19 protein-coding genes and 1 pseudogene are annotated in these 25,857 nt (G+C 68.3%); 9 read left to right on the forward strand and 11 right to left on the reverse strand.

Going from position 1 to position 25,857, the window contains the following annotated elements; translation table 11 throughout:
• Positions 1–56 precede the first annotated feature (56 nt).
• Positions 57–2,246, forward strand: coding sequence for a calcium-binding protein (locus AB4Z01_RS09540; RefSeq protein WP_441692726.1), 2,190 nt, complete (start codon positions 57–59; stop codon positions 2,244–2,246).
• Positions 2,247–2,252: 6 nt separating this feature from the next.
• On the opposite strand, the gene AB4Z01_RS09545 is transcribed toward AB4Z01_RS09540, so the two are convergent.
• The gene (locus AB4Z01_RS09545) at positions 2,253–3,044 is read right to left on the reverse strand and encodes a glycosyl hydrolase (RefSeq protein WP_441692728.1); all 792 of its coding nucleotides are present in this window, start codon (positions 3,042–3,044) and stop codon (positions 2,253–2,255) included.
• Between the two features lie 486 nt (positions 3,045–3,530).
• On the opposite strand from AB4Z01_RS09545, the gene AB4Z01_RS09550 reads away from it, so the two are divergent.
• Positions 3,531–3,752, forward strand: a complete 222-nt coding sequence (locus tag AB4Z01_RS09550; RefSeq protein WP_441692786.1) for a helix-turn-helix domain-containing protein — start codon at positions 3,531–3,533, stop codon at positions 3,750–3,752.
• A 105-nt stretch (positions 3,753–3,857) separates the two neighbouring features.
• On the forward strand, positions 3,858–8,384 hold the full coding sequence (locus AB4Z01_RS09555) for a hypothetical protein (RefSeq protein WP_441692730.1): 4,527 nt from the start codon (positions 3,858–3,860) through the stop codon (positions 8,382–8,384).
• A gap of 42 nt (positions 8,385–8,426) precedes the next feature.
• On the opposite strand, the gene AB4Z01_RS09560 is transcribed toward AB4Z01_RS09555, so the two are convergent.
• Entirely contained in the window at positions 8,427–8,609 is a 183-nt protein-coding gene (locus AB4Z01_RS09560) for a hypothetical protein (protein WP_441692791.1), read from the reverse strand.
• A 58-nt stretch (positions 8,610–8,667) separates the two neighbouring features.
• A pseudogene (locus AB4Z01_RS09565) lies at positions 8,668–8,958 on the reverse strand (hypothetical protein); the annotation flags it as partial.
• Between the two features lie 75 nt (positions 8,959–9,033).
• Between AB4Z01_RS09565 and AB4Z01_RS09570 the strand changes: the two are divergent.
• The 6 genes from AB4Z01_RS09570 to AB4Z01_RS09595 all read left to right on the forward strand — a co-directional run bounded on the left by AB4Z01_RS09570 (position 9,034) and on the right by AB4Z01_RS09595 (position 16,555).
• Positions 9,034–10,491 (forward strand): hypothetical protein, encoded by a 1,458-nt coding sequence (locus tag AB4Z01_RS09570; protein WP_441692731.1) that lies wholly within the window; start codon positions 9,034–9,036, stop codon positions 10,489–10,491.
• The gene (locus AB4Z01_RS09575; protein ID WP_441692732.1) at positions 10,454–11,287 is read left to right on the forward strand and encodes a hypothetical protein; all 834 of its coding nucleotides are present in this window, start codon (positions 10,454–10,456) and stop codon (positions 11,285–11,287) included. The genes AB4Z01_RS09570 and AB4Z01_RS09575 overlap by 38 nt, the downstream gene beginning before the upstream one ends.
• On the forward strand, positions 11,284–12,384 hold the full coding sequence (locus tag AB4Z01_RS09580; RefSeq protein WP_441692733.1) for a hypothetical protein: 1,101 nt from the start codon (positions 11,284–11,286) through the stop codon (positions 12,382–12,384). Before AB4Z01_RS09575 ends, AB4Z01_RS09580 begins: the two co-directional genes overlap by 4 nt.
• On the forward strand, positions 12,381–13,412 hold the full coding sequence (locus AB4Z01_RS09585) for an OmpA/MotB family protein (protein ID WP_441692735.1): 1,032 nt from the start codon (positions 12,381–12,383) through the stop codon (positions 13,410–13,412). Before AB4Z01_RS09580 ends, AB4Z01_RS09585 begins: the two co-directional genes overlap by 4 nt.
• Before the next feature lie 201 nt (positions 13,413–13,613).
• Positions 13,614–15,971: a xanthine dehydrogenase family protein molybdopterin-binding subunit gene (locus tag AB4Z01_RS09590; RefSeq protein ID WP_441692737.1), complete on the forward strand. Its 2,358-nt coding sequence runs from the start codon at positions 13,614–13,616 to the stop codon at positions 15,969–15,971.
• An 8-nt stretch (positions 15,972–15,979) separates the two neighbouring features.
• Complete coding sequence (locus AB4Z01_RS09595; protein WP_441692738.1) at positions 15,980–16,555, forward strand: flavin reductase family protein; 576 nt, start codon at positions 15,980–15,982, stop codon at positions 16,553–16,555.
• A gap of 2 nt (positions 16,556–16,557) precedes the next feature.
• On the opposite strand, the gene AB4Z01_RS09600 is transcribed toward AB4Z01_RS09595, so the two are convergent.
• The 8 genes from AB4Z01_RS09600 to AB4Z01_RS09635 all read right to left on the reverse strand — a co-directional run bounded on the left by AB4Z01_RS09600 (position 16,558) and on the right by AB4Z01_RS09635 (position 25,740).
• Complete coding sequence (locus tag AB4Z01_RS09600; RefSeq protein ID WP_441692739.1) at positions 16,558–18,075, reverse strand: tripartite tricarboxylate transporter permease; 1,518 nt, start codon at positions 18,073–18,075, stop codon at positions 16,558–16,560.
• A 14-nt stretch (positions 18,076–18,089) separates the two neighbouring features.
• Positions 18,090–18,578 (reverse strand): tripartite tricarboxylate transporter TctB family protein, encoded by a 489-nt coding sequence (locus AB4Z01_RS09605; RefSeq protein ID WP_441692742.1) that lies wholly within the window; start codon positions 18,576–18,578, stop codon positions 18,090–18,092.
• Positions 18,575–19,522 (reverse strand): Bug family tripartite tricarboxylate transporter substrate binding protein, encoded by a 948-nt coding sequence (locus AB4Z01_RS09610; protein WP_441692744.1) that lies wholly within the window; start codon positions 19,520–19,522, stop codon positions 18,575–18,577. Before AB4Z01_RS09610 ends, AB4Z01_RS09605 begins: the two co-directional genes overlap by 4 nt.
• Before the next feature lie 224 nt (positions 19,523–19,746).
• The gene (locus tag AB4Z01_RS09615; RefSeq protein WP_441692746.1) at positions 19,747–22,236 is read right to left on the reverse strand and encodes a sensor histidine kinase; all 2,490 of its coding nucleotides are present in this window, start codon (positions 22,234–22,236) and stop codon (positions 19,747–19,749) included.
• Between the two features lie 249 nt (positions 22,237–22,485).
• A complete protein-coding gene (locus AB4Z01_RS09620) occupies positions 22,486–23,163 on the reverse strand; it encodes a response regulator transcription factor (protein WP_441692749.1) in 678 nt (225 codons plus the stop codon).
• A gap of 97 nt (positions 23,164–23,260) precedes the next feature.
• A complete protein-coding gene (locus AB4Z01_RS09625; RefSeq protein ID WP_441692751.1) occupies positions 23,261–23,977 on the reverse strand; it encodes a nicotinamidase in 717 nt (238 codons plus the stop codon).
• Between the two features lie 77 nt (positions 23,978–24,054).
• Positions 24,055–25,110 (reverse strand): bile acid:sodium symporter family protein, encoded by a 1,056-nt coding sequence (locus AB4Z01_RS09630; protein ID WP_441692754.1) that lies wholly within the window; start codon positions 25,108–25,110, stop codon positions 24,055–24,057.
• Positions 25,111–25,251: 141 nt separating this feature from the next.
• Positions 25,252–25,740, reverse strand: a complete 489-nt coding sequence (locus AB4Z01_RS09635; protein WP_441692756.1) for a class I SAM-dependent methyltransferase — start codon at positions 25,738–25,740, stop codon at positions 25,252–25,254.
• Positions 25,741–25,857 lie beyond the last annotated feature (117 nt).

Here is a 25,857-nt window from a genome sequence, read left to right on the forward strand (position 1 = left end):
GGATCTGCAACCTTCCGTTCCTATAGTTGTTTGGCGCTAGGAAAAGGGGGGGCCACATGGCCGACGATATCATTCTCAACACCAACACCGAATATTCGCAGGATGAGCCGGCGACGGCGGCGCTGGCCGGCGGCGGCTTCGTCGCGGTGTGGGACGACGGCAACCAGGATGACGGCTTCGACGGCTTCACCGGTGTCTATGGCCGGGTGTTCGACGCGCAGGGGCGGGCGCTGACACCCGAATTCCACATCCCGATGGACGATTACGACCAGCAGCTGCACGCCAAGGTCGTCGGCCTGCCCGATGGCGGCTTCGTCGTTGCCTGGGAGTCGGACGGGGTCGACCGGACCGGCGCCGACAGCAACGACTTCAACATCTTCATGCAGCGCTTCTCGGCGACCGGGCAGCGCATCGGCGACCAGGTCCAGGTCACCCCGGACCGCGAGCTCGACCAACGGCTCGAGGAGCTGGTGGCGCTGCCCGATGGCGGCTTCCGCATGGTCTATGCCGCCTCCAACCTGCGCACCGACTGGGACGTCTACACCCAGCGCTTCAACGCCACGGCCGGAAAGGTCGGGGGCGAGGTGCTGATCAACACCGATGTCGACACCGGCCTCGCCTTCGCCGGCGGCTATCTGACCCCCGGCTATCAGATCCTGCCGCGCGCCGATGGCAGCTTCATCGCGGCTTATTGGGAGGAGCCGGAGAGCTTGAACGGCCGGCAGGTCTACACCCAGCGCTACGACGCCGCGGGCCATGCGGTCGGCGCGCGCAGCCTGGTGTCGGAGCTGACCGGCCTCGACGACAACTCGTTTCCACGCATCACCAGCCTGGAGGGCGGCGGCTACGCCGTCGCCTGGACCAAGCGGGATGCGGACGATCTCGACAACACCGATGTGTGGCTTCGGACCTATGACAGCCTGGGCCATGCTCTGACCGGGCCGGTGCAGGTCAACACCGACTTGCCCGAGGGCCAGTATCTCGGCGAGGTCGTGGGCCTGCCGGGCGGCGGGTTCCTGGTCACCTACGCCGCGTGGTCGGCCGATGTCAGCGAGTTCCCCTACGATTATTACGGGGCGAACGGCCGCACCTACGACGCCGCCGGCCGGCCGACCAGCGATGTCTTCTACATCTCGGAATTCGTCTATGAGGACATGGGCAGCCTCGGCGCGATCAAGCTGCGCGACGGCGGCATCGTCGTCAGCTGGCATGGCGGCGCGCTGGTCGAGGAGGACATTTACGCCACCGTCCTCGGCCAGGGCACCGGCAGCAATGACACCATCACGGCGGTGATCCCCGGCACCTGGCGCGGCTTCGCCGGCGACGATCGTATCACCGGCACCGCCTTCGCCGACACCCTGGTCGGCGATACCGGCAAGGACGACCTGCGCGGCGGCGCCGGCAGCGACGTGCTCCGCGGCGGCACGGGGGCCGACAGGCTCGACGGCGGCACGGGCGTCGACACCGCCAGCTATTACGACAGCGCGGCCGGGGTCACGGTCAGCCTCGTCACGGGGACCGGAGCCGGCGGCGACGCCCAGGGCGACATGCTGGCCGGGATCGAGAACCTCTCCGGCAGCCAAGCCAATGACAGCCTGGTCGGGAATGCCGGCGCGAACACGCTGCAGGGCTGGAACGGCGCCGACGTGCTTCGCGGCGGCTGGGGAGCGGATGTGCTCGACGGCGGCGCCGGCATCGACACCGCCAGCTACTACACCGGCACCGCCGGGGTCGTGGTCAATCTCTCCACCGGCAAGGGCAGCGGCGGCGAGGCGCAGGGCGACACGCTGACCGGGATCGAGAATGTCTCCGGCAGCCAGGGTTGGGACAGCATGACCGGGACCACCGGCGCCAACGGACTGCAGGGGTGGGCCGGCAACGACGTCCTCGTCGGTGGCCGTGGAGCCGATATGCTGAGCGGCGGCGCGGGGGCCGACCGCTTCGTCTATGTCGGCACGGCCGACAGCCCGGTCGGGGCCGGCGCTGACCGGATCACCGACTTCAGCCATGCCCAGGGCGACCGCATCGACCTGTTCGCCATCGACGCGAACAGCGCGGCGGCGGGCAACCAAGCCTTCAGCTTCATCGGCGGCGCCCTCTACACCGGCGTCGCCGGGCAGTTGCGAACCTCCGTCGTCGGCGGCGTCACTACGGTCGCCGGCGACGTCAACGGCGACAAAGTCAGCGACTTCCACATCCAACTGACCGGCGCCTACGCGCTGGCGGCCGCCGACTTCGTGCTGTAGGCGGCCCTAATCGACCTCCGCGCAGGCCGGCTCGGTGGTGACCGATCCGGCCTCATCGCCGTCGAATTCCGCGTAGATCCGGCCGAGAGCGGTCAGTGCGCCGCTGTCGTCGACCAGCCGCGAGGTGACGGTCGCCTCGCGATAGGCGCCGGCGCCCATCCAGGCGTAGCGCTCGACATAAGGTCGGCGCTCCAGCTCCGGCAGGACGGTGGTCATGAACCGTTCCGTCGCCTCGGTGCTGTAGCGGTTCTTGCGGCCGTCCCGCGCGGCCCAGTCGGAGACGGCGAATTCGGTGATCCAGATCGGCTTTTTGTAGGTGTCGTGGATGTCGTCGATCTTGCGCAGGAAGCTCTTGGCCGACGGCGCCCCGTACCAGTGGACGGCGACGAAATCATAGTCCTTGCCCTGCTCGGCCAAGCGGGCGGAGAAGCCCTCGAACCACGGGCCGAGCGCGTTGACGGCCGCCGGGCTGCCGATGCGGCGGGCGAGGGGCCTGAGCCGGTCCCAGGCGCCGACCGCTTCGTCGACCGACATGTCGGCCTGGCGCCGCCCGTCCGGCTCGTTGAAGGCCAGCAGCGCGCAGGGCTTCGGGTCCCGGCCGAGCTGCGCGACCTGCCGGTCTGCTTTCGCCCCGTCCGACCAGATCATCGGCACGAACTGCGCCGACCCGGCCTGCTCGATCGGCTCGGTGTTCCAGGTGTAGTACCAGCGGGCGTCGAGCCGCTTGATGGTTTCGGCCGCGTTGGCGTCCTTCTGGCCGATCGCGATGCCCTTCTTGTCGCCGGCGGCTGCGGGCATGGCGGCCGCAAGCGCACAGACGGCGGCACAGAGGAGGGCGGACAGCCTCATCCTGACCTCGGGAGCTTGGGATCGGGCGGACAGGGGTAGCATCTTTGGCCGCCGGCACAAACCTCGCCACGACCGCGTAAAACACGGGTCCGGCCCGGCAAATTATTCTAAATTGTTAATCAAATACAATATGTTGTTCCACCATCGCGTCGTGCCGATAGTAGTGGGATATGCGGTCGCCTGGGCCGGCCGGCACAAGGCCGCGCGTCGGAGGCGAGGAGGGAGATCAGATCGCGATGCAGCAGCCAGATCTGCGCGCGCGCCGGCCGGATCCGGTTCTAGCCCCCTTCAGCCACACGACGACGGCAGCGATCCCGGCCCGAAATCGCCTCGAATACTGGCGGCACCTGTTCTTCGGATCCTATATCGATCTGCCGGATCGTGCGGGGATCGTCGATTTCCGGGGCGAGATGACCAATTGCACCTCTCTATCGCCTGTTCGCGACGCGGGACCGTACGGTGGCCGGCGACCTGCGCGAGGTCCGGCTGCGCCGGGCCCGACGGCTGATCGAGACCCAGCCGGACCGGCCGATCGGGCTGATCGCCTTCGATTGCGGCTACACCGACCTGTCGGCCTTCGGCAAGGCATTCAAGCGCCGCTTCGGCCTGGGGCCGAGCGACTGGCGCGCATCGATGGGGACGACCCCGGCCGCGTGACGCTGAGACGCGCGACCGAATGATTCGAGACGCGCGGACTACCGGTGGCCGGCCTGAGGCGCCCACCATCGGCGACCGCGACACCCGCAAGCGCAGGAGGTTCCCATGCCAAGCCCGTTCCCGCCTTTCGCCAGCCTAGCCCTGCACCAGGGCAACAGCCAGAACCTGCAGCTCATCGGCGTCGGGACCGATGGCAGCCTTAGCCTGGCCGCCTGGCAGTCGCACGCCACCGGCGCGTGGACGGTGCCGGGCAAGAACGCGCTGGCGTTCCAGACAGGGACGTTCTCGGCCGTCGCCCTGGGCAACGGCAACCGCGACTATCTGCAGGTGCTGGGCCTGGGGGCCGACCAGCAGATCTACCTGGCCGCATGGCAGGACGACAAAGGCAACTGGAACCGGCCGCCCGGATCGCTCATCAGCCCCCTGGGTGGGACGGGGCGGCATTACCGGGCCGTGGCGGCCCATCGTGGCGGCAACGGTTTTCTCCAGGTGTTCGGCCTGGGGACCGACGGGTCCATCTACGTCGTCGTGTGGCAGGACGAGAACGGGGCCTGGCATCCGGACGGCACTCGCATCGTTGGGCCTCGGAAGCCCTATACCGCGATCCTTCCGGCGATCGACGGCTCCGGCAATCTGCAGTTGCTTGCCCTCGCCGACGGGCAGGTCTATCAGGCCGCCTGGCAAGGTCGCGACGGCAGTTGGAACAATACCATCAGGGGGATCGGAGATCCGAAGCACCGATACACGGCGCTGGCCGCCGCGGTGGGCGATAGGCACAACCTGCAGGTCGTCGGGTTGGGCACCGACCAGAAGCTGTACCTGGCGGCATGGCTGGACTCGGAGGAGAAATGGCAGGTCCGGAAGCGGGATGACGGCCGCGTCGGCATCAACAACCGGCCCTACACCGCGGTCACGGCCCACACCGGAGCTGACGGCGACCTGCAGATCATCTGCCTGGGTACGGACGGCAAGGCCTTCATCGCCGCCTGGCAGGACAAAGGGGGCTCCTGGCACGACCCGAGCCATGATTTCACCGGTGCGCTGGGAGACCCGATGCTGACCTATCGGGCGCTGGTCGTGGCCAGCGGCCCGGGAAACGACAGAAGCCACCCGGGCGAACTGGAGCTGGTGGGCCTGGGAGCGGGGGAGAATGACGACGGCAACCCCTATCTGGTCGCGCGCCAGACCCGGGACGGGCGCTATCACTGGGGCCGGCCACTGGGTGAGGGCCGCTCCCCGCTCGTGAACTGGGGGGCCGCGACCAGGTCGGCCCCGACCGATGGATGCATCGCCTTCGGTCGGTGCTGGGTGATCGAGGGCTCTTCGGTGGTGTCCTTTGACCTCATCTCGGGCCATGCCGGGCCGCATCCGTATGTGTTCCCCGACAGATTCTTCCCGGCCAAGATCCGACCCTATGGGGACAAGCTCGCGGTCGTGGCCCAGGAAGGGGGCGTGTGTCTCATCGATCCCGCCACGGGATCCGTCGAACGCAAGGCTGTCAAACTCGACCACTATTGGCTGGCGGGCGTTGAGGGATCGGTGTTCTCCGCCGGCTCGATCGGAGTGGTCCGAATGGCGCCGGACGGCAGCCTGATCGGACCTTACAGCGCCGGCCCCGGGGCGATCGTCGCCGGCTACCCGGCCGTGGCCAATGGACTTGTCTACGTGCCGGTGTTCGATAAGGGTTCGGGAGGGAGCATCTCGGTGCTCGACGCGGCGACGCTGACCTTGCAGCAATCGATCAAGGTCGACGGCCAACCCGGATCAGTGTTCTGCGACGGCGCGCGGCTGTGCTTCGCCACCACGAGCAAATCTCTCTATGTCTATGCCGTTGTCAGCGACGTTGGCAGCCTGACACCGGTCACCCCGAACGGACAGCCGATCACGCTCGGCGCCACGGCCGACGCCCTGCCGATCCTGAATGGCGGCCTGTGCTATGTCGCGCTCGGCGGCGCCGTGCAGGCGATCGATGTGGCGACGGGCGCGTCGCGCCGCAGCTTCGCGCCGGCGCGGAATCCGGGCTACATCCCGATCATGAACGGCAGTGGCGTGCTGTTCTACAGCTCGGCCGAGGGGATCTCCATGATCGACACGGCCGCCACGTCGGGCACCGTCGTGACCTATGCGACCGAAGCCTCGCTCATCCTTGTAGGCTACCAGGATGGCGCCCTGATCTACGGGGATATTCTCGGCGTCGCCGCCGTCCGCCTGGACGAGGTGATCCACCAATACTATGCCGAGACGAACCTGATCCGGGACTTCGACTTCAGCAAGGGCGTCGGCGCCACGACCTCCGCGCCGAACTTCCAGGTCGAGGTGGCTCTGTTCGACAAGGACGGCTCGCCGCGCGCCATGCAGCCGGTGCGCCTGACCGCGACGAGGCCCACGACCGTGGCTTATCAGGGGCGCAGGACGCGCGTGTCGCGGACGGAGTTCGTCGATGTCGAGACCGACGGGGCGGGCCGGCTCCGCGTCGCGGTCGACGCCGGTGCGTTCGATGACGACAACACATTTCACCAGGGGCTGACGGCACCCGAGCTGCTGCTGACATCGCCATTCATGGACGCGCGCATGCGCTTCGTGATCCGGCCGCACGGCCAATTGCAGCAGCAATTGGCCACCATCAGCAAGGAGCAGTTGAAGGGGGCGAAGGGCTATGACGAAGAAGCCGTCCTCACCAGCGAGTACAGAGACGATGACGACCGCCTGAAGGCCGCCACAGGCGCCATCAACCAGACCGCGGGCATGGTTCAGGCGTCGATGGCCAATGCCCGCAAGCGCGACGCCGGGAATATGTACTGCGATCCCGCCTGCGACATGGCGGTGGCTTGCTGCATGCCGGCCAGCGATCCCGGCTGCCGCGTGGTCTGCGACCAATCCTTCTCCTTCGACCTGTCTGCGGGCCAGCCGCATTTCCGGCTGCTGAGCGTCGACGAGGCGCGGGATGCGGCTGCGGTGCTGATCGACAGGGCGGCGCTGGGAGACTGGGACGACTTCTGGAACGACGTCGTAACCGGCGTGGCCAAGGTGACGCGCGTGGTCATCGAGGCCGTCGCCGCCGGGGCCAAGGCAACGATCCACTTCGGTGAGGCCTTCGTCGAGGGTGTGATCAGCACGATCGAGCAGGCCACGCTGCTGGTGCAGGGCGTCTTCAACGAGATCGCCACTGCCATCAATCGGGTGGTCGAGGCGGTCAGCTTCCTGTTCGATTGGGGGAAGATTGTCGACCTGCATGACCAGATCCGCGACCAGATGACGGACGCCTGGACGTCATTGGCCACGGGGCGCGACGGGATTTCCTTCGCGAGCTTGAAGGCCGCGCTGGACTCCTGGTTTGATAATGCCGCGGATAAGGTTGATCAGGCTTTCGCAAGTGCCGAAGCTAAGCTGGGCATGCAGACTCCGCTTGGCGCCCAAACCGAGAATTCGGGTAAACAAAACTCCGCTGTCGGTTCCGCCCAGGATAACTGGCTGCTGGGCAAATTTCAGGACAATGTCCTTCCGGAAAGCTCGGGCGGACTTTCGGTTTTGCGTGCAACGACGGATTTTATTGCCTGGCCGGACATTCAACTTGGGCAGGATATTCGGACGAAATTCGATGCCCTCGCCAGCCAGTTGGAGCAATCACTGTCTGACAAGGCGAAGGAGACGATCGATAGCCTTCGGGAGATGCTCGATTTCCAATCCAGTCCCGGCATACTGGCACGCGGCTTTGCCGCGGTTCTGGAAATTCTGCATCGCGCAACGGATATGGCGATCAAGCTTGGCAAGATAGTCGCGGATTTCGCGGTCGATCTGCTGCAGGCGGTCATGACGGCAATCTATGACGCGATGACCAAAACAATTGAAATTCCGTATATCTCGGACTTCTACCGTTGGGCGACCAAGCGGGATCTCAGCATGATGGACCTGTTCGCTCTCGTGACGGCGATACCGACCGGCTTCGCACTGGGACTGCTGAGCCGGGAGCCGGCCTATGCCTCCAAGGTCTCGCCATTGCCTCCAGGACCGCAGCCGCGGGACCGAAAGAGCCTCACGATCTCCACTCTGGGCGGAATGGAGATTGCTGYCGGCTGCGCTCAAGTGATCTTTGGCCTGTTGGGGGGCGTTCTCAGCGCGCTGGACATGCGCCAAACCCTCGGCACTGAGGTGGTGGAAGGGAGCGGTCCTTCCAGGCTCAGCCGGATCCGGTGCTACCTGACTTTTTTTGTCGGCTTGGGCACTCGCATCGCGTTCTTGGTGCCGCTGGTCTACCTCTTTATCCATGGACCGAAGCCCAATGTCGTCGGGGCTCTGCTGTGGGCCGTGCCGTCTTTCATCTGGTTTGTTGACTGCTGCTACCTGTGGTTCGCGGAAGCGAACCCGGATGGGAGCTATGTCGTTGCTGCTTTCGCATTGGGTCTTGGTGTCATAATGCCACTTCTCGGCGGGTGGGAATTCTACGAGAGCACTGAAAGCGTTGCCGATGGCTTCGGGCTAGGTTTCACAATCGCTGTCGGCTTATCGTTAGTGGCCCGGAGTGCAGTCGTTCTGAAATGGCCACAGGTTAAGTATGGGGCGATTACCGCAAGCGCTCTTCTGCTGGTTTGCTCGGGGGGATTCGAGGTCGCAAGGGGTTTCTTGACGGAGTGACGCGAGCCCACTGTCCGACCGGAAGGCTCGCGCCCGTCCTTCTCAATCCTCCTCCGCCGCCAGCTGGGCCAGGATGCGGCTCTTGCCCATCTGGCGCAGCACCAGCGGCATCACCATGACCAGGACGGTGATCGCCAGCAGGGTGATCGAGATCGGCGAGGACGCCAGGACCATGGGGTCGCCGCGGCTGTTCTGCAGCGCCCGGCGCAGCGGCAGCTCCGCCATCCTGGCTGCCAGCCACCGACAGCGCCTCGCCAATGGCGAACAGGGCGACGGCCGGGACGGTGATGCCGACGCCGCTCGGCAGCTCCGGGCTGCCAAAGGTCAGCCGTGCCCCGCCGCTCAGCTCATCCAGGCCGATCAGGCTGACGGCCAGCGAGGTCGGCCGCGCATCGGCGAGTCGCCCTCCGAAGATGCCAAGGCGGGAATCCCGGTCGGCGCCTGGGATGGTGATGTGCGTCGCGCAGGCGACCGCGCCACCACCGTCCAGCACCGCATCGGCCAATTCGGCGACCCGCCGGACCGCGTCGGGCAGGGCGGCGTGCGCGCCGGAGCGAGGGCGCGATTGACGCACCCTCTGCGACAGGGGATATCTCTGTCCATACGGTAAGCAGATTTGAGTCGGGTGATGGGATCGCCACTAAAGTCGTTGACGGCTGTTCTGAATCTGGCGCCGAGCAATATTGATGCTACGACCACGGTGTTCCCCTCGATCAGCAGCGACTCCATCGCGCGCAGGCTGGATCTCGAGGCGGAGGCGGAGCGGAGAGGCAAGGAGAACTTGCCGCAGACCGACGCCGCCGACCTGGATGTCGTGGAATCCCGAATTATCGACGAGGTCTCGGACGTCCGAAGAGTCGGATTGACTGCTTATGAAAGCGAGATGCGGGTCTATGCGGACCGCATGAACGGCCTGGATGTCGAAGGCAAAGTCTCCGAAATCGACATCTCGATCTCGAACGGCATATCGGCGCTGCGGGAGCGGGTCCATATCGGCACGGATCACCTGTATCTTCAGGGCGAAAGGCTGAAGCTGCTGCGGGAAGAGCTGGAGCGGTTCCGCGATCGCCATCGCCTGGACCGGACCGCCCATCTGCCGACATCCGCCAAGCGCCACGTCATGCGGGCGATCATCTTCCTGATGCTGGCCGCGGAGTCGATCATCAATGGCAGCTTCTTCATGGAGTCGAACGAGCTCGGCCTGATCGGCGGCGTGTTCACCGCCTGTACGATCGCGGCGGTCAATATTTTCTTCTCGTTTCTGTTCGGCAGGATGACCATCCAGGTCAATCACCGGAACCTGATCAGGAAGACGGTCGGAGCGATCATATTCCTGGCGTTCCTGGTCTTCGCGATCGGCTTCAATCTCTTCGTGGCGCATTTCCGGGAGGTCGCGGGGCTAGTCAATTGGGAGGCCGCAACCCGGCAGGCGGCCGGCCAGTTCTGGGCGGACCCGCTGGGCCTGACGATCTTCAACTCGTGGATCCTCGTCTTCGTCGGCTTCGCCTTCGCCACGGTGGCCTGGATCGAAGGCTATGGCTGGGACGACCCGTATCCCGGCTTCGGCGACGTGTGGCGGCGCTGGGAGCGTTCGATCGCCGACTACGCGCATGAGAAGGAGAGCCTGCTGGAGGAGCTCCGCGACACCAAGGACGAGGTGCTCGAAACCATCAAGGGCGCCCGCGCGGATATCGCGTCGCGGATCAGGAACTACATCCAGGCGTCCGACTACCGGGATCATCTGCGGCTCGCCCTGCCGATCTTCCTGGAGCAGACCCAGCAGGCGGCGAGCGCCCTGATCGGGCGGTATCGGGAGACCAACACCCGGCACCGTTCCTCTCCCGCGCCGGCCTATTTCGCAAGACCCATCTCGCTGTCGAAGGTCGAGCCGGTGGCCGGCGAAGCCGAAGCGTCGACGAGGCGGGCGGAGCTGGGAAACCTCACCGAGCGGGCCGACGCCATCCTTTCGGATCGGACGGCGGAACTGCTGGCGGAGTTCGAGTCGACATTCGGCGAATATGAGCGGATCAGCCGGTTCGCCAGGGGATTGAGCGCCAGGGGACTGAATGATGGTCGCGAGACGCCGTCGCCTGCGGAAAAGACGTAGCGGATCGGAATCCGAGGGCCTCTGGAAGGCCGGCCTGATCGCGGCGGTGGCTTGCGCCCTGTTCGCCGGCGGCGCCTGGATCTACATGGCGGCGGCCAGCGCCAACCCGAAGATCGACCCGGTGACGCTCTGCCCGGCCGAAGGGCCGACCGGGGTGGCGGCGGTCCTCATCGACACGACCGATACGCTCTCGCCGGTGCAGCGCCTCGATGTCCTCAACAAGCTGCGCGGCCTTCGCGAGGAGCTGCCGCGCGGCTGGCTGGTCGCGATCTATCCCGTCAAATCGACGCCGGAGCAGCCGCCCCGGGCATCGCTGTCACTGTGCAATCCCGGCCGGGGCGAGGGGCTCAGCCAGCTGACATCGAACCCCGCCCTGGTGGAGAAACGGTGGCGGGAGGCCTTCGATACGCCCCTTCAGGACCTTCTTGGCAGCCTGGTCGCAGCCGGGCAGGGAACGTCGTCGCCGATCATGGAGACGATCCAGTCGGTCGCCGTCACCGAGTTCGGGGATCCCGACAAGAAGCCGCTGCCGAAGCGGCTCGTCCTGGTCTCCGACATGCTCCAGTACAGCCAGAAGCTGTCCCAATACAACAGCGCCAAAGCCTTCGGCGATTTTGCCAGGACGGATGCCTATCGATCGCTGAAGAGCGATCTCAGGGACGTCGATGTGGAGATTCTGTACGTCAGCCGGGCGAACCAGGAGCGGCGCCAGAACGCGGATCACATCGCGTTCTGGACGGATTTCTTCGCCGATGAAGGCGCCAGCATATCGAGGATCGTGAGGATATTCGGATGACCTACGGCTCGCCCGCGCCGCGTCGTGCGTTCCAGCACCAGGTCTCCGCCGCGGCCGACAAGTTCCTGTTCGCGGCTGCGTTTGCCTTGGGCGCCGGCCTCATCGTCGGCCTCAAGATCTACGATGCGAAGCAATGGGTGATCAGCCTGTGCATCGCGACATGCATGATCGGCTACGTCGTGATCTGCCTGGGCGTCCAGATCGCCCAGATCCGCGAAGATATCGTCGCCGACAATGTCTATTATCTGGGCTTTCTCTACACCCTGACCAGCCTGGGAATGGCGCTGTATCAGGTGGCGTCCGTCCAGGACGACCGGCTGATCGAGAATCTGCTGTCGAATTTCGGGATCGCCCTGCTGTCGACGATCCTGGGGATCTTCCTCCGGGTCATGGTCAGTCAGATCCGGCGCGATCCGGTGGAGGTCGAGCGCGAGGCCCGCCTCGAATTGGTCGAGGCGGCGTCCATGCTCAAGGGCGAGCTTCGGGGAATCATCGTTCAGTTGAACGACTTCCGGACCGAGATGACCCAGATCCTCCGGGAAGGGGCCGAGCTCACGCTCAAGCAGCAGGGCGAGGCGCTGGAGCGCTATGGCGAGACGCTCGGACAGGAAATCCTGTCCATTGCGGAACGCGTGTCAGTTGATCTGGCGGTCCCGCTCGCGACCGGGGGGCAGGAGATCGGGCGGGCGACGGAGGCGCTGCGGTCCCGCGCCGATGAGCTGGCCCAGCAGCTGTCCGCATCTGCCGGCGAGCTGAAGAAGGCTGCCGGCTCGTTCACCAAGACGCTGGACGATTCGGCACGGCGCGCCGGCGCCTTGGCCGGGCGCTTCGCCGACGAGACCGGCCGCGTGCACGCCCAGGCGTTCGACCTGTCCGGCACCCTCGTCACCCAGCTCTCGCTGCTGCGGACCGATCTGGGGCGGCTGCGCGACACCATGGTCCAGCATTCCGAGGCGATGAGCGCGGCCCGCGCCGCCGGGCGCGAGGATGCGACGGCGATGGCGCAGGCGCTCCGCGAGCTCGGTGGCCGGATCGACCGGGGAGCGGATGCGGAGGGTGAGCCGGCGCCGCCGCGGAACTGGTGGTCGCGCTCATGATCTATGATCAGCCGAAGCCGAGCCTGCCGCTTTCGGATCGGCGGTCCTATCGCCGCGGCGTGATCCTCGGCCTGACCGTGGCCGAGTTCTTCCTGCTGCTGTCCTTCGTGCTGGTTCTGTCCCTGGCGCTGCTGCTGGCCCGCCAGTCCGGCGACCGGGCCGCGCTGCGGCAGGTCCAGCAATTGCTGGTCGACGCCGGGTCGCGGGACAGCGTGCGAGTCGTCCTCGACCGCATCGCCGGTCTCGAACAGGTCGTCCGCAGCCGGGACGAGAGGATCGCGGCGCTGCTGGCGGAGAAGGAGGAGGCGCGTCCGATCCTGGAGGCGACGGCCGGGATGGACCGGAAGGAGATCGACAACTTCATCGAGCTGGTGCGGGGGATCGCGGCGAAGAAGCGGAACGGCGAGATCACCGCCGAGGACATCGCCAGGATCGCCAGGAACGCGGATCTGGTCGAGACGGTCCGCGGCATCACCGAGTCCTGGGAGGATTCGAATCGCAGGATCGGCCAGGCGCTGAAGGGGGAGTTCGGCAAGGACCTGTCGCGCTGGAACGCGGAGATCGACGATGACGGGTCCGTGTTCCGCTTCCTGGCCCCCGATGTGCTGTTCGACCAGGGCCGCGCCAGCCTGACGCCGGCGTTCAAGGGAACGCTCGCGGATTTCTGCCCCCGGTTCCTGCACCTGCTGAACGATCGCCGTGACACGATCGCGGAGATCCGGATCGAGGGGCATACCTCGTCGGAATGGCGCCAGAGCACCCCCGCGAGGGAGGCCTATTTCCTCAATATGGGGCTGTCGCAGGAGCGGACGCGATCGGTGCTGGAATACTGCCTGGGGCTGGGCGATGTCGCACCGGTTGAATCCTGGGCGCGGCATACGCTCGTCGCGGTCGGCATGTCCTCGAGCCGCCCGGTGCTGGACGGCAGCGGCGCCGAGGAGCCCGACCGGTCGCGCCGGGTGGAGTTCCGTGTCGTCAGCGACGCGGAGTCCCGCATCGGCGAGATCGCCCAGCAACTGTCCAAATAGCCGGATCAGGGCGGTTGATTGTCCCGCCCGGGCCGCTATCCTGGTGAGGCCTGCGCCCGACTGGGGGGAGCGTTGCCGAAACGGCGCCTCTCATCCCGGGGCCTGCCCCTAGTCTGGATAACCTTTCTCGAGAGCCATGGCCGACGCCTCGCCATCGAGCGTGACGCCTTGGCTCCTTCCGCAGCGATCGAGGCTCCGCCGATGAACGACGTCTTCAAGGCCGAGGATTCCGCCGCCCTGCAATTCGGCATCGGCCAGCCCGTGTCCCGGATGGAGGACCCGGTCCTGCTGCGCGGCGAGGGCCGCTACACCGACGATGTCAGCCTGCCCGGCCAGGCCTATGCCGCCTTCGTGCGCAGCCCCCACGCCCATGGCGTCATCGCCGGCATCGATGCCGAGGCGGCCCGCGCCATGCCGGGCGTGCTGGCGGTCTACACCGCTTCCGACCTCGCGCCGATGGGCTACGGCCCGCTGAAATGCGTGATTGCGTTCCAGCACCGGGACGGCAAGCCGATGACGACGCCGCTGCGCCACGCTTTGGCTGAGGACAAGGTGCGCTTCGTCGGCGACCCGGTCGCGGTGGTGATCGCCGAGACCGCGCATCAGGCCCGCGACGCTGCCGAGGCCGTCGCGCTCGACATCGACCCGCTGCCGGCGGTGACGCGGGTTGCCGAGGCAGTCGCCCCCGGCGCGCCGGTGCTCTATGCCGATGCGCCCGGCAACCTGGTGCTCGACTATCATTTCGGCGACGCCGACAAGGTCGCCGAGGCCTTCGCCAAGGCGGCCCATGTCACCCGGCTGGAGATCCTCAACAACCGCGTCGTCGTCAACGCCATGGAGCCGCGCGCGGCCGTGGTCGCTTTCGATTCCGAAACCGGCCGCTTCACCGTCCATGCGCCGAGCCAGGGCGTGTTCGGCAAGCGCAACAACCTGGCCGAGGCGATGGGCCTGCCGCCCGACCGGATCCACCTGATCACCGGCCATGTCGGCGGCTCCTTCGGCATGAAGGGCGCGGTGTTCCCGGAATATATCTGCCTGCTGCACGCCGCCCGCGAGCTCGGCCGGCCGGTGAAATGGACCGATCAGCGCTCCGACAGCTTCGTCTCCGACCATCACGGCCGCGACATGGAGGTGGTGGGCGAACTGGCGCTCGACGCCGAGGGCCGCTTCCTCGCCACCCGCTTCACCGGCTACGGCAATCTGGGGGGCTATGTCTCCCAGGTCGGACCGATGATGACCACGCTCAACATCGCCAAGAATTCGATCGGCATGTACCGCACGCCGCTGGTCGAGGTGAACACGGTCTGCGCCGTCACCAACACCGTGCCGATCGGCGCCTATCGCGGCGCCGGGCGGCCGGAGGGCAACTATTACATGGAGCGGCTGATCGATGCCGCCGCCGCCGAGCTCGGCCTCGACCGGGTCGAGCTGCGCCGCCGCAACATGGTGGCGCCGGACCAGCTGCCCTGGAAGACGCCGGCAGGGACGGCCTATGACAGCGGCGACTTCCCGGGTCTGCTCGCCCGCGCCGTCGTGGCCGCGGACTGGGACGGCTTCGCCGCCCGGCGGGAGGAGAGCGCCGCCCGCGGCAAGCTGCGCGGCCGCGGCATCGGCTGCTATCTCGAGGTCACGGCGCCGCCCACCAACGAGATGGGCGGCCTGCATTTCGAGCCGGACGGCACGGTCACCATCGTCACCGGCACGCTCGACTATGGCCAGGGTCACTGGACGCCCTTCGCCCAGGTGCTGCATTCCAAGCTCGGCATCCCGCTGGACCGCATCCGCCTGGTCCAGGGCGACAGCGACCGGCTGATCGCGGGCGGCGGCACCGGCGGCTCGAAATCGATCATGGCCAGCGGCGCCGCGATCCTGGAGGCGGGCGAGCTGGTGATCGAGAAGGGCCGGCAGATCGCCGGCCACCTGCTGGAGGCCGGCGCCTTCGACGTCGAGTTCCGCGACGGCCGCTTCACCGTGGCCGGGACCGACCGCGGCATCGGCCTGATGGAGCTGGCCGGCCGGCTGGCCGCGGGGCTGCAATTGCCGCCCGATGTGCCGGATACGCTCGACGTCGACCACGTCTTCAAGCAGGCGCCGTCGGCCTATCCGAATGGCTGCCATATCGCCGAGGTCGAGATCGACCCGGACACCGGCACCACTTCGGTGGTGCGCTATGTCATGGTCAACGACTTCGGCACGGTGGTGAACCCGCTGCTGGTCGAGGGCCAGCTGCATGGCGGCGTCATGCAGGGCGTCGGCCAGGCGCTGATGGAGCGCACGGTCTATGACGGCGAGGGCCAGCTGACCACCGGCTCGTTCGTCGACTACCAGATGCCGCGCGCCGCCGACGCCCCGCCGGTCTTCACCTTCGAGAGCCGGCCGCAGCCCACGGCGACCAACCCGCTGGGCGCCAAGGGCTGCGGCGAGGCCGGCTGCGCCGGGTCGCTACCGGCGGTGATGAACGCCGTGGTCGACGCGCTGTCGGGCCTGGGCATCCGCCACATCGACATGCCGGCGACACCGCTGGCGATCTGGCAGCGGATCGCGGCAGGGCAGGGGTGATCCGGCGCATGGACCCGCACATTGCTCCCGTCGCCCTCGACAAGGCGTCCAGGCTGATCAACCACGGCCCCACGGTGCTGGTCTCCGCCCGCTCCGGCGGCGTGGACAATGTGATGGCGGCGGCCTGGGCCTGCGCGCTCGACTTCGCGCCGCCCAAGCTGACTGTGGTGCTGGACAAGATCGCCCGGACGCGGGTGCTGGTCGAGGAAAGCGGCGTCTTCGTCATCCAGGTCCCGACCGCCACCCAGCTCGAGCTGACGCGTGCAGTCGGCACCCGGAGCCTGGCCGCCGAGCCGGACAAGCTGGATCGCGTCGGCGTCGAGCTGTTCCAGTTCGCCGGCCATGATCTCCCCTTCGTCGCGGGGTGCTCGGCGTGGCTGGCGTGCCGGCTGATTCCAGAGCCGCACATCCAGCAGGCCTACGACCTGTTCATCGGCGAGGTCGTCGTCGCCTGGGCCGACACCCGCGTGTTCCGCGACGGCCGATGGCACTTCGAGACCGCCGGACCGGAATGGCGCAGCCTGCACCATGTTTCCGGCGGCCACTTCTACGCCATCGGCGAGGCTCTGGCCGCCCAGGCCTAGGCTCAATCCTCCTCGGCCGCTAGCTGCGCCAGGATCCGGCCCTTGCCCATCTGGCGCAGCACCAGCGGCACCACCACGACCAGGACGGTGATCGCCAGCAGGGTGATCGAGATCGGCGAGGAGACCAGGATCATCGGGTCGCCGCGGCTGTTCTGCAGCGCCCGGCGCAGCGGCAGCTCCGCCATCGGCCCCAGGATGAAGCCGACGACCACCGGCGCGATCGGGTAGTGGAAGCGGCGCAGCATGTAGCCGAGCAGGCCGAAGGCCAGCAGCAGCCCCAGCTGGAACGACGACGGGTTGGACCCGATCGTGCCCAGCGTGGCGAACACCAGGATGCCGCCATACAGCCAGGGGCGCGGGATCGACAGCAGCCGCACCCACAGCCCGACCAGCGGCAGGTTCAGCACCAGCAGCATGGCGTTGGCGACGAACAGGCTGGCGATCAGGCCCCAGACCAGGTCCGGGTTGCTCTCGAACAGCAGGGGGCCGGGCTGGATGTTGTACTGCTGGAACCCGGCCAGCATGATCGCCGCCGTCGCCGAGGTCGGCAGGCCGAGGGTCAGCAGCGGCACCAGCGTGCCGGCGGCCGAGGCGTTGTTCGCCGCCTCCGGCCCGGCCACGCCCTCGATGGCGCCATGGCCGAACTCCTCGGGGTGCTTCGACAGCCTCTTCTCAGTGGCGTAGGACAGGAAGGTCGGGATCTCGGCGCCGCCGGCGGGCATGGCGCCGATCGGGAAGCCGAACAGCGTGCCGCGCAGCCACGGCTTCCACGACCGCTTCCAGTCCTCCTTGCTCATCCAGATCGAGCCGCGGATCGCCTCGACATGCTCCTCGGTGCGGCCCTGGCTGCCGGCGACCGACATGGCCTCGCCGATGGCGAACAGGGCGACCGCCAGGATGGTGACGCCGATGCCGCTCAGCAGCTCCGGGCTGCCGAAGGTCAGCCGCGCCCGACCGCTCAGCTCGTCCAGGCCGATCAGGCCGATGGCCAGGCCGATGGCCAGCGAGGTCAGGCCGCGCATCGGTGAATCGCCGAAGGCGGCGGAGACGGTGACGAAGGCCAGGATGATCAGCGCGAACTTCTCGGGCTCGCCGAAGGAGATCGCGATCTTGGCGATCTCGGGCGCGATGAAGGCCAGCCCCGCCGTGGCGATCAGCCCGGCGACGAAGGACCCGATCGCCGCCGTGGCCAAGGCGGGGCCGCCGCGGCCGGCGCGGGCCATCTTGTTGCCCTCCAGCGCCGTGATGATCGAGGCGCTCTCGCCCGGGGTGTTGAGCAGGATCGAGGTGGTCGACCCGCCATACATGCCGCCGTAATAGATGCCGGCGAACATGATCAGCGAGCCGCCGGGGTCGAGCGAGTAGGTGACCGGCAGCAGCAGTGCCACGGTCAGGGCCGGGCCGATGCCGGGCAGCACGCCGACCGCGGTGCCCAGGGTGACGCCGATCAGGGCATACAGCAGGTTGATCGGCTGGAGGGCGACGGCGAAGCCTTGGGCGAGGAAGCCGAAAGTGTCCATGCGTCAGGTCCCGATCACGAGAACAGCTTTTCCAGCGGACCCGCCGGCAGGGTCAGGTCCAGCCCGGTGCTGAAGATGAACCAGACCACGAAGGCGAAGACGACGCCGATCGGGATGGTCTGCCACAGCGGGCCGCGGCCGAACGCCTTCACCGTCGCGGCGAACAGCAGGCCGGTGGCGATCGAGAAGCCGGCCGTGTTCAGCAGCAGCATCTGCGCGGCCAGGCCGCCGACGATCCAGAGGATCGGCGGCAGGTCGTCCTTCTCGCGCGGCGGCGGGTCGCCGCGCCAGGCGGCGACCGCCGTCCACGCCGCCATGATCAGCAGCAGGCCGCCGATCAGGCGGGGGAAGATCGCGGGCCCGAACCGGGCCGCGAACCCCTTCACATTGAGCAGGCTGGCGTCCCAGAACAACACCGCGGCGGCGACAGCCAGGGCCGCGGCGATCCCCAGGACCGGCCAGTCCGGCCGACGCCGCGCGGGCTGCTCCGGGGCGGCGCTCATTCGGCCAGACCGATGTCTTTGAGGATCTGCCCGGTGGTGCCGATATCGGCGGCCAGCTGCTTGTCGAACGCGTCGCCGGCCAGGTAGGTGTCGGTCCAGCCCTTGGTCTTCAGCGTCTCCTGCCAGGTCTTCGACTTGGCCAGCTTCTCGATATCGGCGGCGACGGCGGTCTTCTGCTCGGCGCTCAGCCCCGGCGCCGCGGCGACCATGCGCCAATTCTGCACCACCACGTCCAGCCCGGCTTCCTTCAGCGTCGGGGCTTCGACACCCGGCAGCTTCTGCTCGCTCGAGACCGCGAGGACGCGCAGCGCCCCGGCCTTCACCTGCGGCTCGAACTCGCCATAGCTGGAGATGCCGGCCGTCACCTGGCCGCTCAGCACCGCGGCCAGCGCCTCGCCGCCGCCGGAATAGGCGATGTAGTTGATCTCGGTCGGGTCGACCCCGGCCGCCTTGGCGACCAGCCCGACCGTGATGTGGTCGGTGCCGCCGGCCGAGCCGCCGGCCCAGGTCACGCCGCCCGGATCCTTCTTCAGGGCGTCCACCAGCTCCTGCACCGATTTCAGCGGCGAGTCCTTGGGCACGACGATCGCCTCATACTCGCCGGTCAGGCGGGCGATCGGGGTGACGTCGGCCAGCGTCACCGGCGACTTGTTGGTGATGATGCCGCCGACCATGACATAGCCGCCGACGATCAGGGCCTTCGGGTCGCCCTTGTTCTGGCTGACGAACTGGGCCAGGCCGACCGTGCCGGCGGCGCCGGGCACGTTGACGACCTGGACGCTGCGCGAGATGCCCTCGCCCTGCAGCGCCTGCTGCATCGACCGCGCGGTCTGGTCCCAGCCGCCGCCCGGGGCGGCCGGCGCGATGATGGTGTAGTCGTTGGCCCGGGCCGCCAGCGGTAGCGCCAGGACGGCCGCCAGCGCGGCGATCGCGAATGTCTTCATGAGTGTCTCCCCCTTGTCGGTTTGATTTTGGCCGAGAGCATAGCGCCCCGTGCGCTCACCGCACAGGATGTCGCTTATCGGCCGCTGGTCATGGACGGAATCGGCCGCCGCCGGTCGCGGGGCTGTGGCATCTCGGGTGACATCGGGACCTCCCCTGGCCTGTTGCTTGCGCCCGGGCATCGCGATCGGCCCGGTTCCAGGGACCAGTCTAGCCGCCGAACCTGTCAGCGTCCTGTCATCGGCTCGGCGCCGTCGGAGACCAGGCGCCGCCAGGTCTGCAGGAACCGCTCACGGCGGCGCTCGTCCAGCGCGACCAGCAGCGATGGCCCCAGCGGGATCGGCTGCAGCGCGCCCTCGGTCTTGCCGGCGATGCTGCCGGCGGACCAGGGGCCGGAGATGTCGGGCATGATCGCGCCCAGGCCGGTGACGCCTGCCGCCAAGGCCTGGCCGCGCGGCGACAGCAGGTAGTCGACGAAGGCGCGGGCCAGCTCGGCATCCGGCGCGCCGCGTGGGATCAGCGCCACACGGGTCATGACGAGCGCGTAGTCCTCCGGCACCACCACGCCCAGGCGCCGGCCGGCCGCCTGCCGCGCGAAGGCGTAGGAGCCGAGCATGTTGTAGCCGAGGACCAGCTCGCCGCTTTCGATGCCGTCCAGAATCTCCCCGCTGCTGCCGCTCAGCCTGGCGCCGATCCGGCCGAAGGCCGCGGCCAGCCGCCAGAAGTTGGAGGAGATCAGCGCGTCCTGGCTGGCCAGCAGGTGGCCGACCCCGCTGACGGCAATATCGTAGGTCCCGACCCGGCCGCGGAACCGGTCCGGCTGCGCCTCCAGCAGTGCGATCAGCTCGGCATGCGACCGCGGCACTTCGGCTTCGGCCAGCAGGTCGGGGTTGTAGGCGATCACCGCCGGCTCGAAGGTGAAGCCGATCGCCTCGGCCCGCCACTGCGCCCAATGCGGCAGCCGGTCGAGCCAGGGCGAGGCATAGGCCTGGGCGAAGCCGTCATTGGCCAGCTTGACCTGCAGGTCGGGGGCGGAGCTGATCATCAGGTCGGGCACGGGCGACAGCTGCCCGCTCGACGCCGCCTGGTACATCGGCAGCGTGTCGGTCTCCTGGTACACCACCCGGATCTCCGGCCGCAGCGCCTGGAAATCGGCGATGAAGCGGGCGAAGAGCGGAGTGTCGGTGGCGCCCAGGATGGTCAGCGTCCGCTCGCCGCCGGCCGGGGCGGGGTAGACGGTGGTGCCGGGCGCGGCGCGGCCTGGTTCGACTGATCCCGCCAGCAGCGCCGCGGCCAGCAGCAGCGCGGCGGCCGGTCCGTGCAGCCGCCGCCGCGCGGTCTCCACGACAGGCAGCGTAACCTCGACCCGCAGCCCGCCGCCTGGCCGGTCCAAGAGCGCCAGCGTGCCGCCATGGGCCTCGGCCACGGTGCGGACGATCGACAGGCCCAGCCCCGATCCCGGGCGGTCCCGGCTGCCCTCGCCGCGGGCGAAGCGCTCCAGCACGAAGTCCTTCTCCGCCGCCGGGATGCCCGGCCCCCGGTCGGAGACGCGGAGTACGGCGCGGCCGCGCTCGACCGCCGCCTCGATTTCGACCGCGCCGCCCGGCGCGTGGGTCAGGGCGTTGTGCACCAAGTTCCACAGCATCTCGCGCAGGGCCACGCGGTCGCCGCTGATCTCGGCCCGCGCCGCCTCAGGCGCCAGCGCCACGGCCAGCCTTCCGGCCTCCTCGAAATCCAGGCGCTGCCGGACATCCTCGACGATGGCGTCGAGCGCCACGACCGTCGCCTCGCGCGCCTCCAGCCGGTGGCGCACGGTGGCGTCCATCAGCAATTGGTTGACCAAATGGCTGGCCTGCACCGCGTTCTGATGGATGCGGACGACGCGGTCGCGCAGCTTGGCGGGGTCCTCCTCGTCGACAGCGACCTCGGCCTGGGCCCGCAGCGAGGCCAGCGGCGTGCGCACCTGGTGGGCGGCGTCGGCGACCAGGCCGCTGACCCGCTCCATCACGCTGCGCAGCCGGGCGATGAAGTCGTTCAGCGCCCCGGCCAGTTGCTGCACCTCGACCGGCACCGGTACCTGCACCGGCGACAGATCCTCCGGCGCGCGGCGACGCAGCTCGCGCTCCATCACCACCAGGGGCGCGAAGGCGTAGCGGATGCCGAACCAGACCAGGGCGAGCGCGACCAGGCCGAGGGCGGCGAGGGGCAGGGCGGCCTGGCCCAGAATCTCCGATGCCAGCGCCGCGCGGGCGCCGCGGGTCTCGGCGACGCGGATGGTGGCCCAGCCGGCCTTGCCCTCGACGAAGACCAGCCGGCCGACCGTGGCGATCCGCACTGCCTCGCCGTGGTAGGTGCCGTCGGTGAAATCAGGCGTGGCCGAAGCCGCCTGCGGCAGCCCGGCGCCGAGGTCGCGATAGCCGGTGACGAAGGCACCGTCCGGCGCCGCCACCTCGTAGAACACCCGGTCGTCGTCGGAGAAATCGAGCATCGCCAGCGACGCGGTGGGCAGCTCGACCGTCACTGCCCCGTCCTCGATCTGCACCGCGCCGGCGATGGTGAAGGCGGAGGCGGCGAGCAGCCGGTCGAAGGCGCTGTCCGAGGCGCCGCGGGCATAGTCGCGGATCAGGGCCACCAGCCCGATGCCGGACAGCAGCAGCGCCAGCACGGTCAGCGCCAGCATGCGCCGGCGGATCGAGGCGCGGCCGGGTTTCGTCACGTTCGGCCTGCGGGATCGGCGACAACGACTGCGGGCGGAGGAACAGATTGTCTCTCCCGCAGGCGAGACCTTTTCTGAATTTCCCAAACCGTCATCCCCGCGAAAGCGGGGATCTCGTAAAGCTTGGATCGGAAAGAGATTCCCGCTTTCGCGGGAATGACGATAAAGGGATGGATTGCTGTTCTGAAAAGTCCCGCAAGCGGGAGAGGCAAACGCTTCGTACTGGAGAGCCTGGCAACCGTCATCGGCTCACTCCCGCGCCCCGCGCGGCTGCACCCGGTAGCCGGTGCCGCGCAGGGTGACGATGTCGATATCGGCGCCCTCCAGCTTGCGGCGGACGCGCGAGACCAGCAGCTCCAGCGCATTGACCGACACCTCGGCCTCGTCGCCGAACAGCTGGGTCATCAGCCGGTCCTTGGCCGCGACCTGGCCGGCGCGGGCCAGCAGGATCTCCAGCAGGCGGAACTCGCGCCGGCCGAACTCGACATGCTGGCCGGCGACGGTCACCGCCTGGCCGGCCAGGTCCAGCGTGACATTGCCGTGCGAGACCGTGCTGCTGGTCTGGCCCGCCGGCCGCCGCAGCAGGGCCCGCAGCCGGGCCTCCAGCTCGCGCAGGTCGAAGGGTTTGACCAGGTAGTCGTCGGCGCCGAGGTCGAGGATGCCGACCTTGTCGTCGATCTCGGACCGGGCTGTGACGACCAGCACGGGGGCGTCGACGCCGCGCCGCCGCAGGTCGCGCAGCACCGCGAAACCGTCCTGGCCCGGCAGCATGATGTCCAGCAGCACGGCGTCGAAGGCGTCGTGTACGGCGGCCTCGACCGCGGCCAGCCCGTCGCGCACCCATTCCACCGAATGGCCGGATTTGCGCAGCCGGTTCTCCACCGCCTCCCCGAGATCGGGATTGTCTTCGACCAGAAGGATTCGCATCCGTCCTTCATGTCGGAAAGCGCGGGGCGCGGCAAGTCGCGCCGGTTCACGATGTCGAGCCCTCCCGCGGGCACATCGTCCCGCGGGAGAGGCCGGGTCAGGCGATGTCGGCCGAGACGATCTTCTGCACCCCGACCGCGGTCATCGCGGTCCAGGCCTTGGCCAGCGATCCTTCGGCGTCGATGCCGCGGCAGGCATCGTCGACGACGAAGGCCTCGAACCCTGCCTTGCGGGCGTCGATGGCGCTGTAGCAGACGCAGAAATCGGTGGCGACGCCGACGGCGAAGACGCGGCGGATGCCGCGCTCCTTCAGGTATCCGGCCAGGCCGGTGGCGGTGCCGTCGGCCTCGTTGAAGGCGGAATAGCTGTCGACCGTCGGATGATAGCCTTTGCGGATCACCAGCTCCGCGGTCGGCAGCTTCAGCGCGGCCGACAGGTCGGCGCCCGCCGTGCCCTGGACGCAGTGGTCGGGCCACAGCACCTGGTCGCCATAGGGCAGCTTGGTGGTCGAGAACGGCTTGGCGCCGGGATGCGCCGAGGCGAAGGAGATGTGGCCCGGCGTGTGCCAGTCCTGGGTCACGACAATGTTGTGGAAACGCGCGCCCAGGGCGTTGATCACCGGCACGATCTTGTCGCCGTCGGTGACCGCCAGGCTGCCGCCGGGAAGGAAGCAGTTCTGGACGTCGATGACCAGCAGCACGTCGGCGTCGCCCGGCGTGATCGTGGCGGCGGCGATGCCGGACCGCAGCCAAGCGGCGCTTGCGGCGACCGCGCCGGCAGCGGCCAGAAATGTGCGGCGGCTGATCTGGGCCATAATTTCCCCTCCTTCATCATGCTATGCCGAGAGGCTCGCATGGCGGAGGAAAGGTCACAAGTCCTAAAGCCAAGGCGTCAGGCGGCCCGCGCCGTCCGGCCGCGCGCCGACTTCTCCGCCTTGTCCTTCTTCGTGGCGTCGCGCACCTCCGCATCGGTCATCGGGCGGGCGGCGAGGCGGCCGGCGATGACGCTGACCGCCATCAGCTGGAAGAAGTGGAACACCATGACCGGCGCCAGCACCAGGCCGAGCTGCGGCGAGGTGCCGAACATCAGCCGGGCCAGCGGCACGCCGGTGGCAAGCGACTTCTTCGAGCCGCAGAAGGTCGCGGCAATGGTGTCGGGCAGGTCGAAGCCGACCAGGCGGCAGACGCCCCACATCACGGCGAAGGCGATGCCGAACAGCAGCACCACGCCGATGACGATCTCGACCAGCACGATCGGGTCCTGCTGCGACCAGATGCCGGACGCCATCGAATCGGCGAAGGAGCCGTAGACGATCGCCAGGATGATCACCCGGTCGGCCATCTTGATCCGGGCGTAGTGGCGATGGGCCCAGGCGCTGAGCAGCGGCCGCACCAGCTGGCCGACCACGATCGGCAGCAGCACCAGCAGCGCCACCTTCAGCAGCACCGGGCCGAGCGGCATCGGCGCGCCCTGGTTGTGGGTGTACCAGGCCATCAGCAGCGGCGTGATCGCGACGCCGAGCAGGCTCGACAGGGTGGCGTTGAAGATCGAGGCCGGCAGGTTGCCACGGGCCAGCGAGGTCATCGCCACCGAGGAGGAGATGGTCGAGGGCAGGACTGCCAGGAAGAAGAAGCCCAGCAGCAGCTCCGGCTGGATCCAGCCCTTGCCGAGCGCGCCGGCGCCCAGCACCAGGGCCGGGAACAGGATGAAGGTGCCGGCGGTGGCCAGGAGGTGCAGCCGCCAATGCGACGCACCGGCCCGCATCTTCTCCGGCGCCAGGGTCAGGCCATAAAGGAAGAAGACGACCGAGACGCCGTAGGTCGAGATCCAGTCCCAGTGCAGGGGGCCGCCGGTGACGCCCGGTGTGGGCCAGAGACACGCCGCGAGGGCGACGAGGGGAAGGGCGATCATGAACCAGTCGGGCTTAGCCCGGCGTGTCTTGCTCATCACACTCTCGCAACTTGCCCGGGTAACCCGTGCATTCCGTATACAAGATAGGACGAAGCCGGCTCGGACCAGCCCCGATCCGGCATGGGTGTGTTGCAGTGCGGGATAATGCCGCAGAAGCGAAGGCGGCTCAGCCGCTCGTCAGCCGACCTGCCAGAGGAAATACGGCCACTCCGGCGCGTCGAAAGCCACGGCGGTCCAGCGTGGCGCCTGCAGCGGCCGGTCGCTGACCACCAGGCCGCCGGGCGCCATCAGCGGGTTGATCAGCCCGGCCAGCCAGCCGGCCTGGGCGGCGTCGCGGGCGCGGTCCTCGCTGCCGAAATCGGCATGGGCCAGCGCCGCGGGGACCCACGGCGTCCGGCCGGGCAGGGCGGACAGCGTGTCGCGGAAATCGCCCAGCACCAGGTCGGCGCCGGCCGGCGCCGCATCGGCCGGTGCGTGCAGGTCGCGGTCGAAGGCGATGATCCGGCGCTCCGGGAACAGCTTGCGCAGATGGCTATAGGTGCGACCCTTGCCCAGGCCGATCTCCAGCACCGGGCCGGGCAGGCCGCCGATCTCCTCCGCTGCCTGCTCCAGCGCTCGGCGCTGGGTGGTGAGGCGGGCGATCATGCGGTCGAGGCGGCTGTCCATCGGTCGGATCCGGACGGTGTGACGGGGGGCGGGCAGAGTATGCCGGCCGGCTGGGCAAGGCCAGACGGTCACCAGTGGCATCGAAGCGGCATGATTGCTATGGTCGCGCCCTTGCGA

This window comes from Inquilinus sp. YAF38 (assembly GCF_052113205.1).
GTDB lineage: Bacteria > Pseudomonadota > Alphaproteobacteria > DSM-16000 > Inquilinaceae > Inquilinus.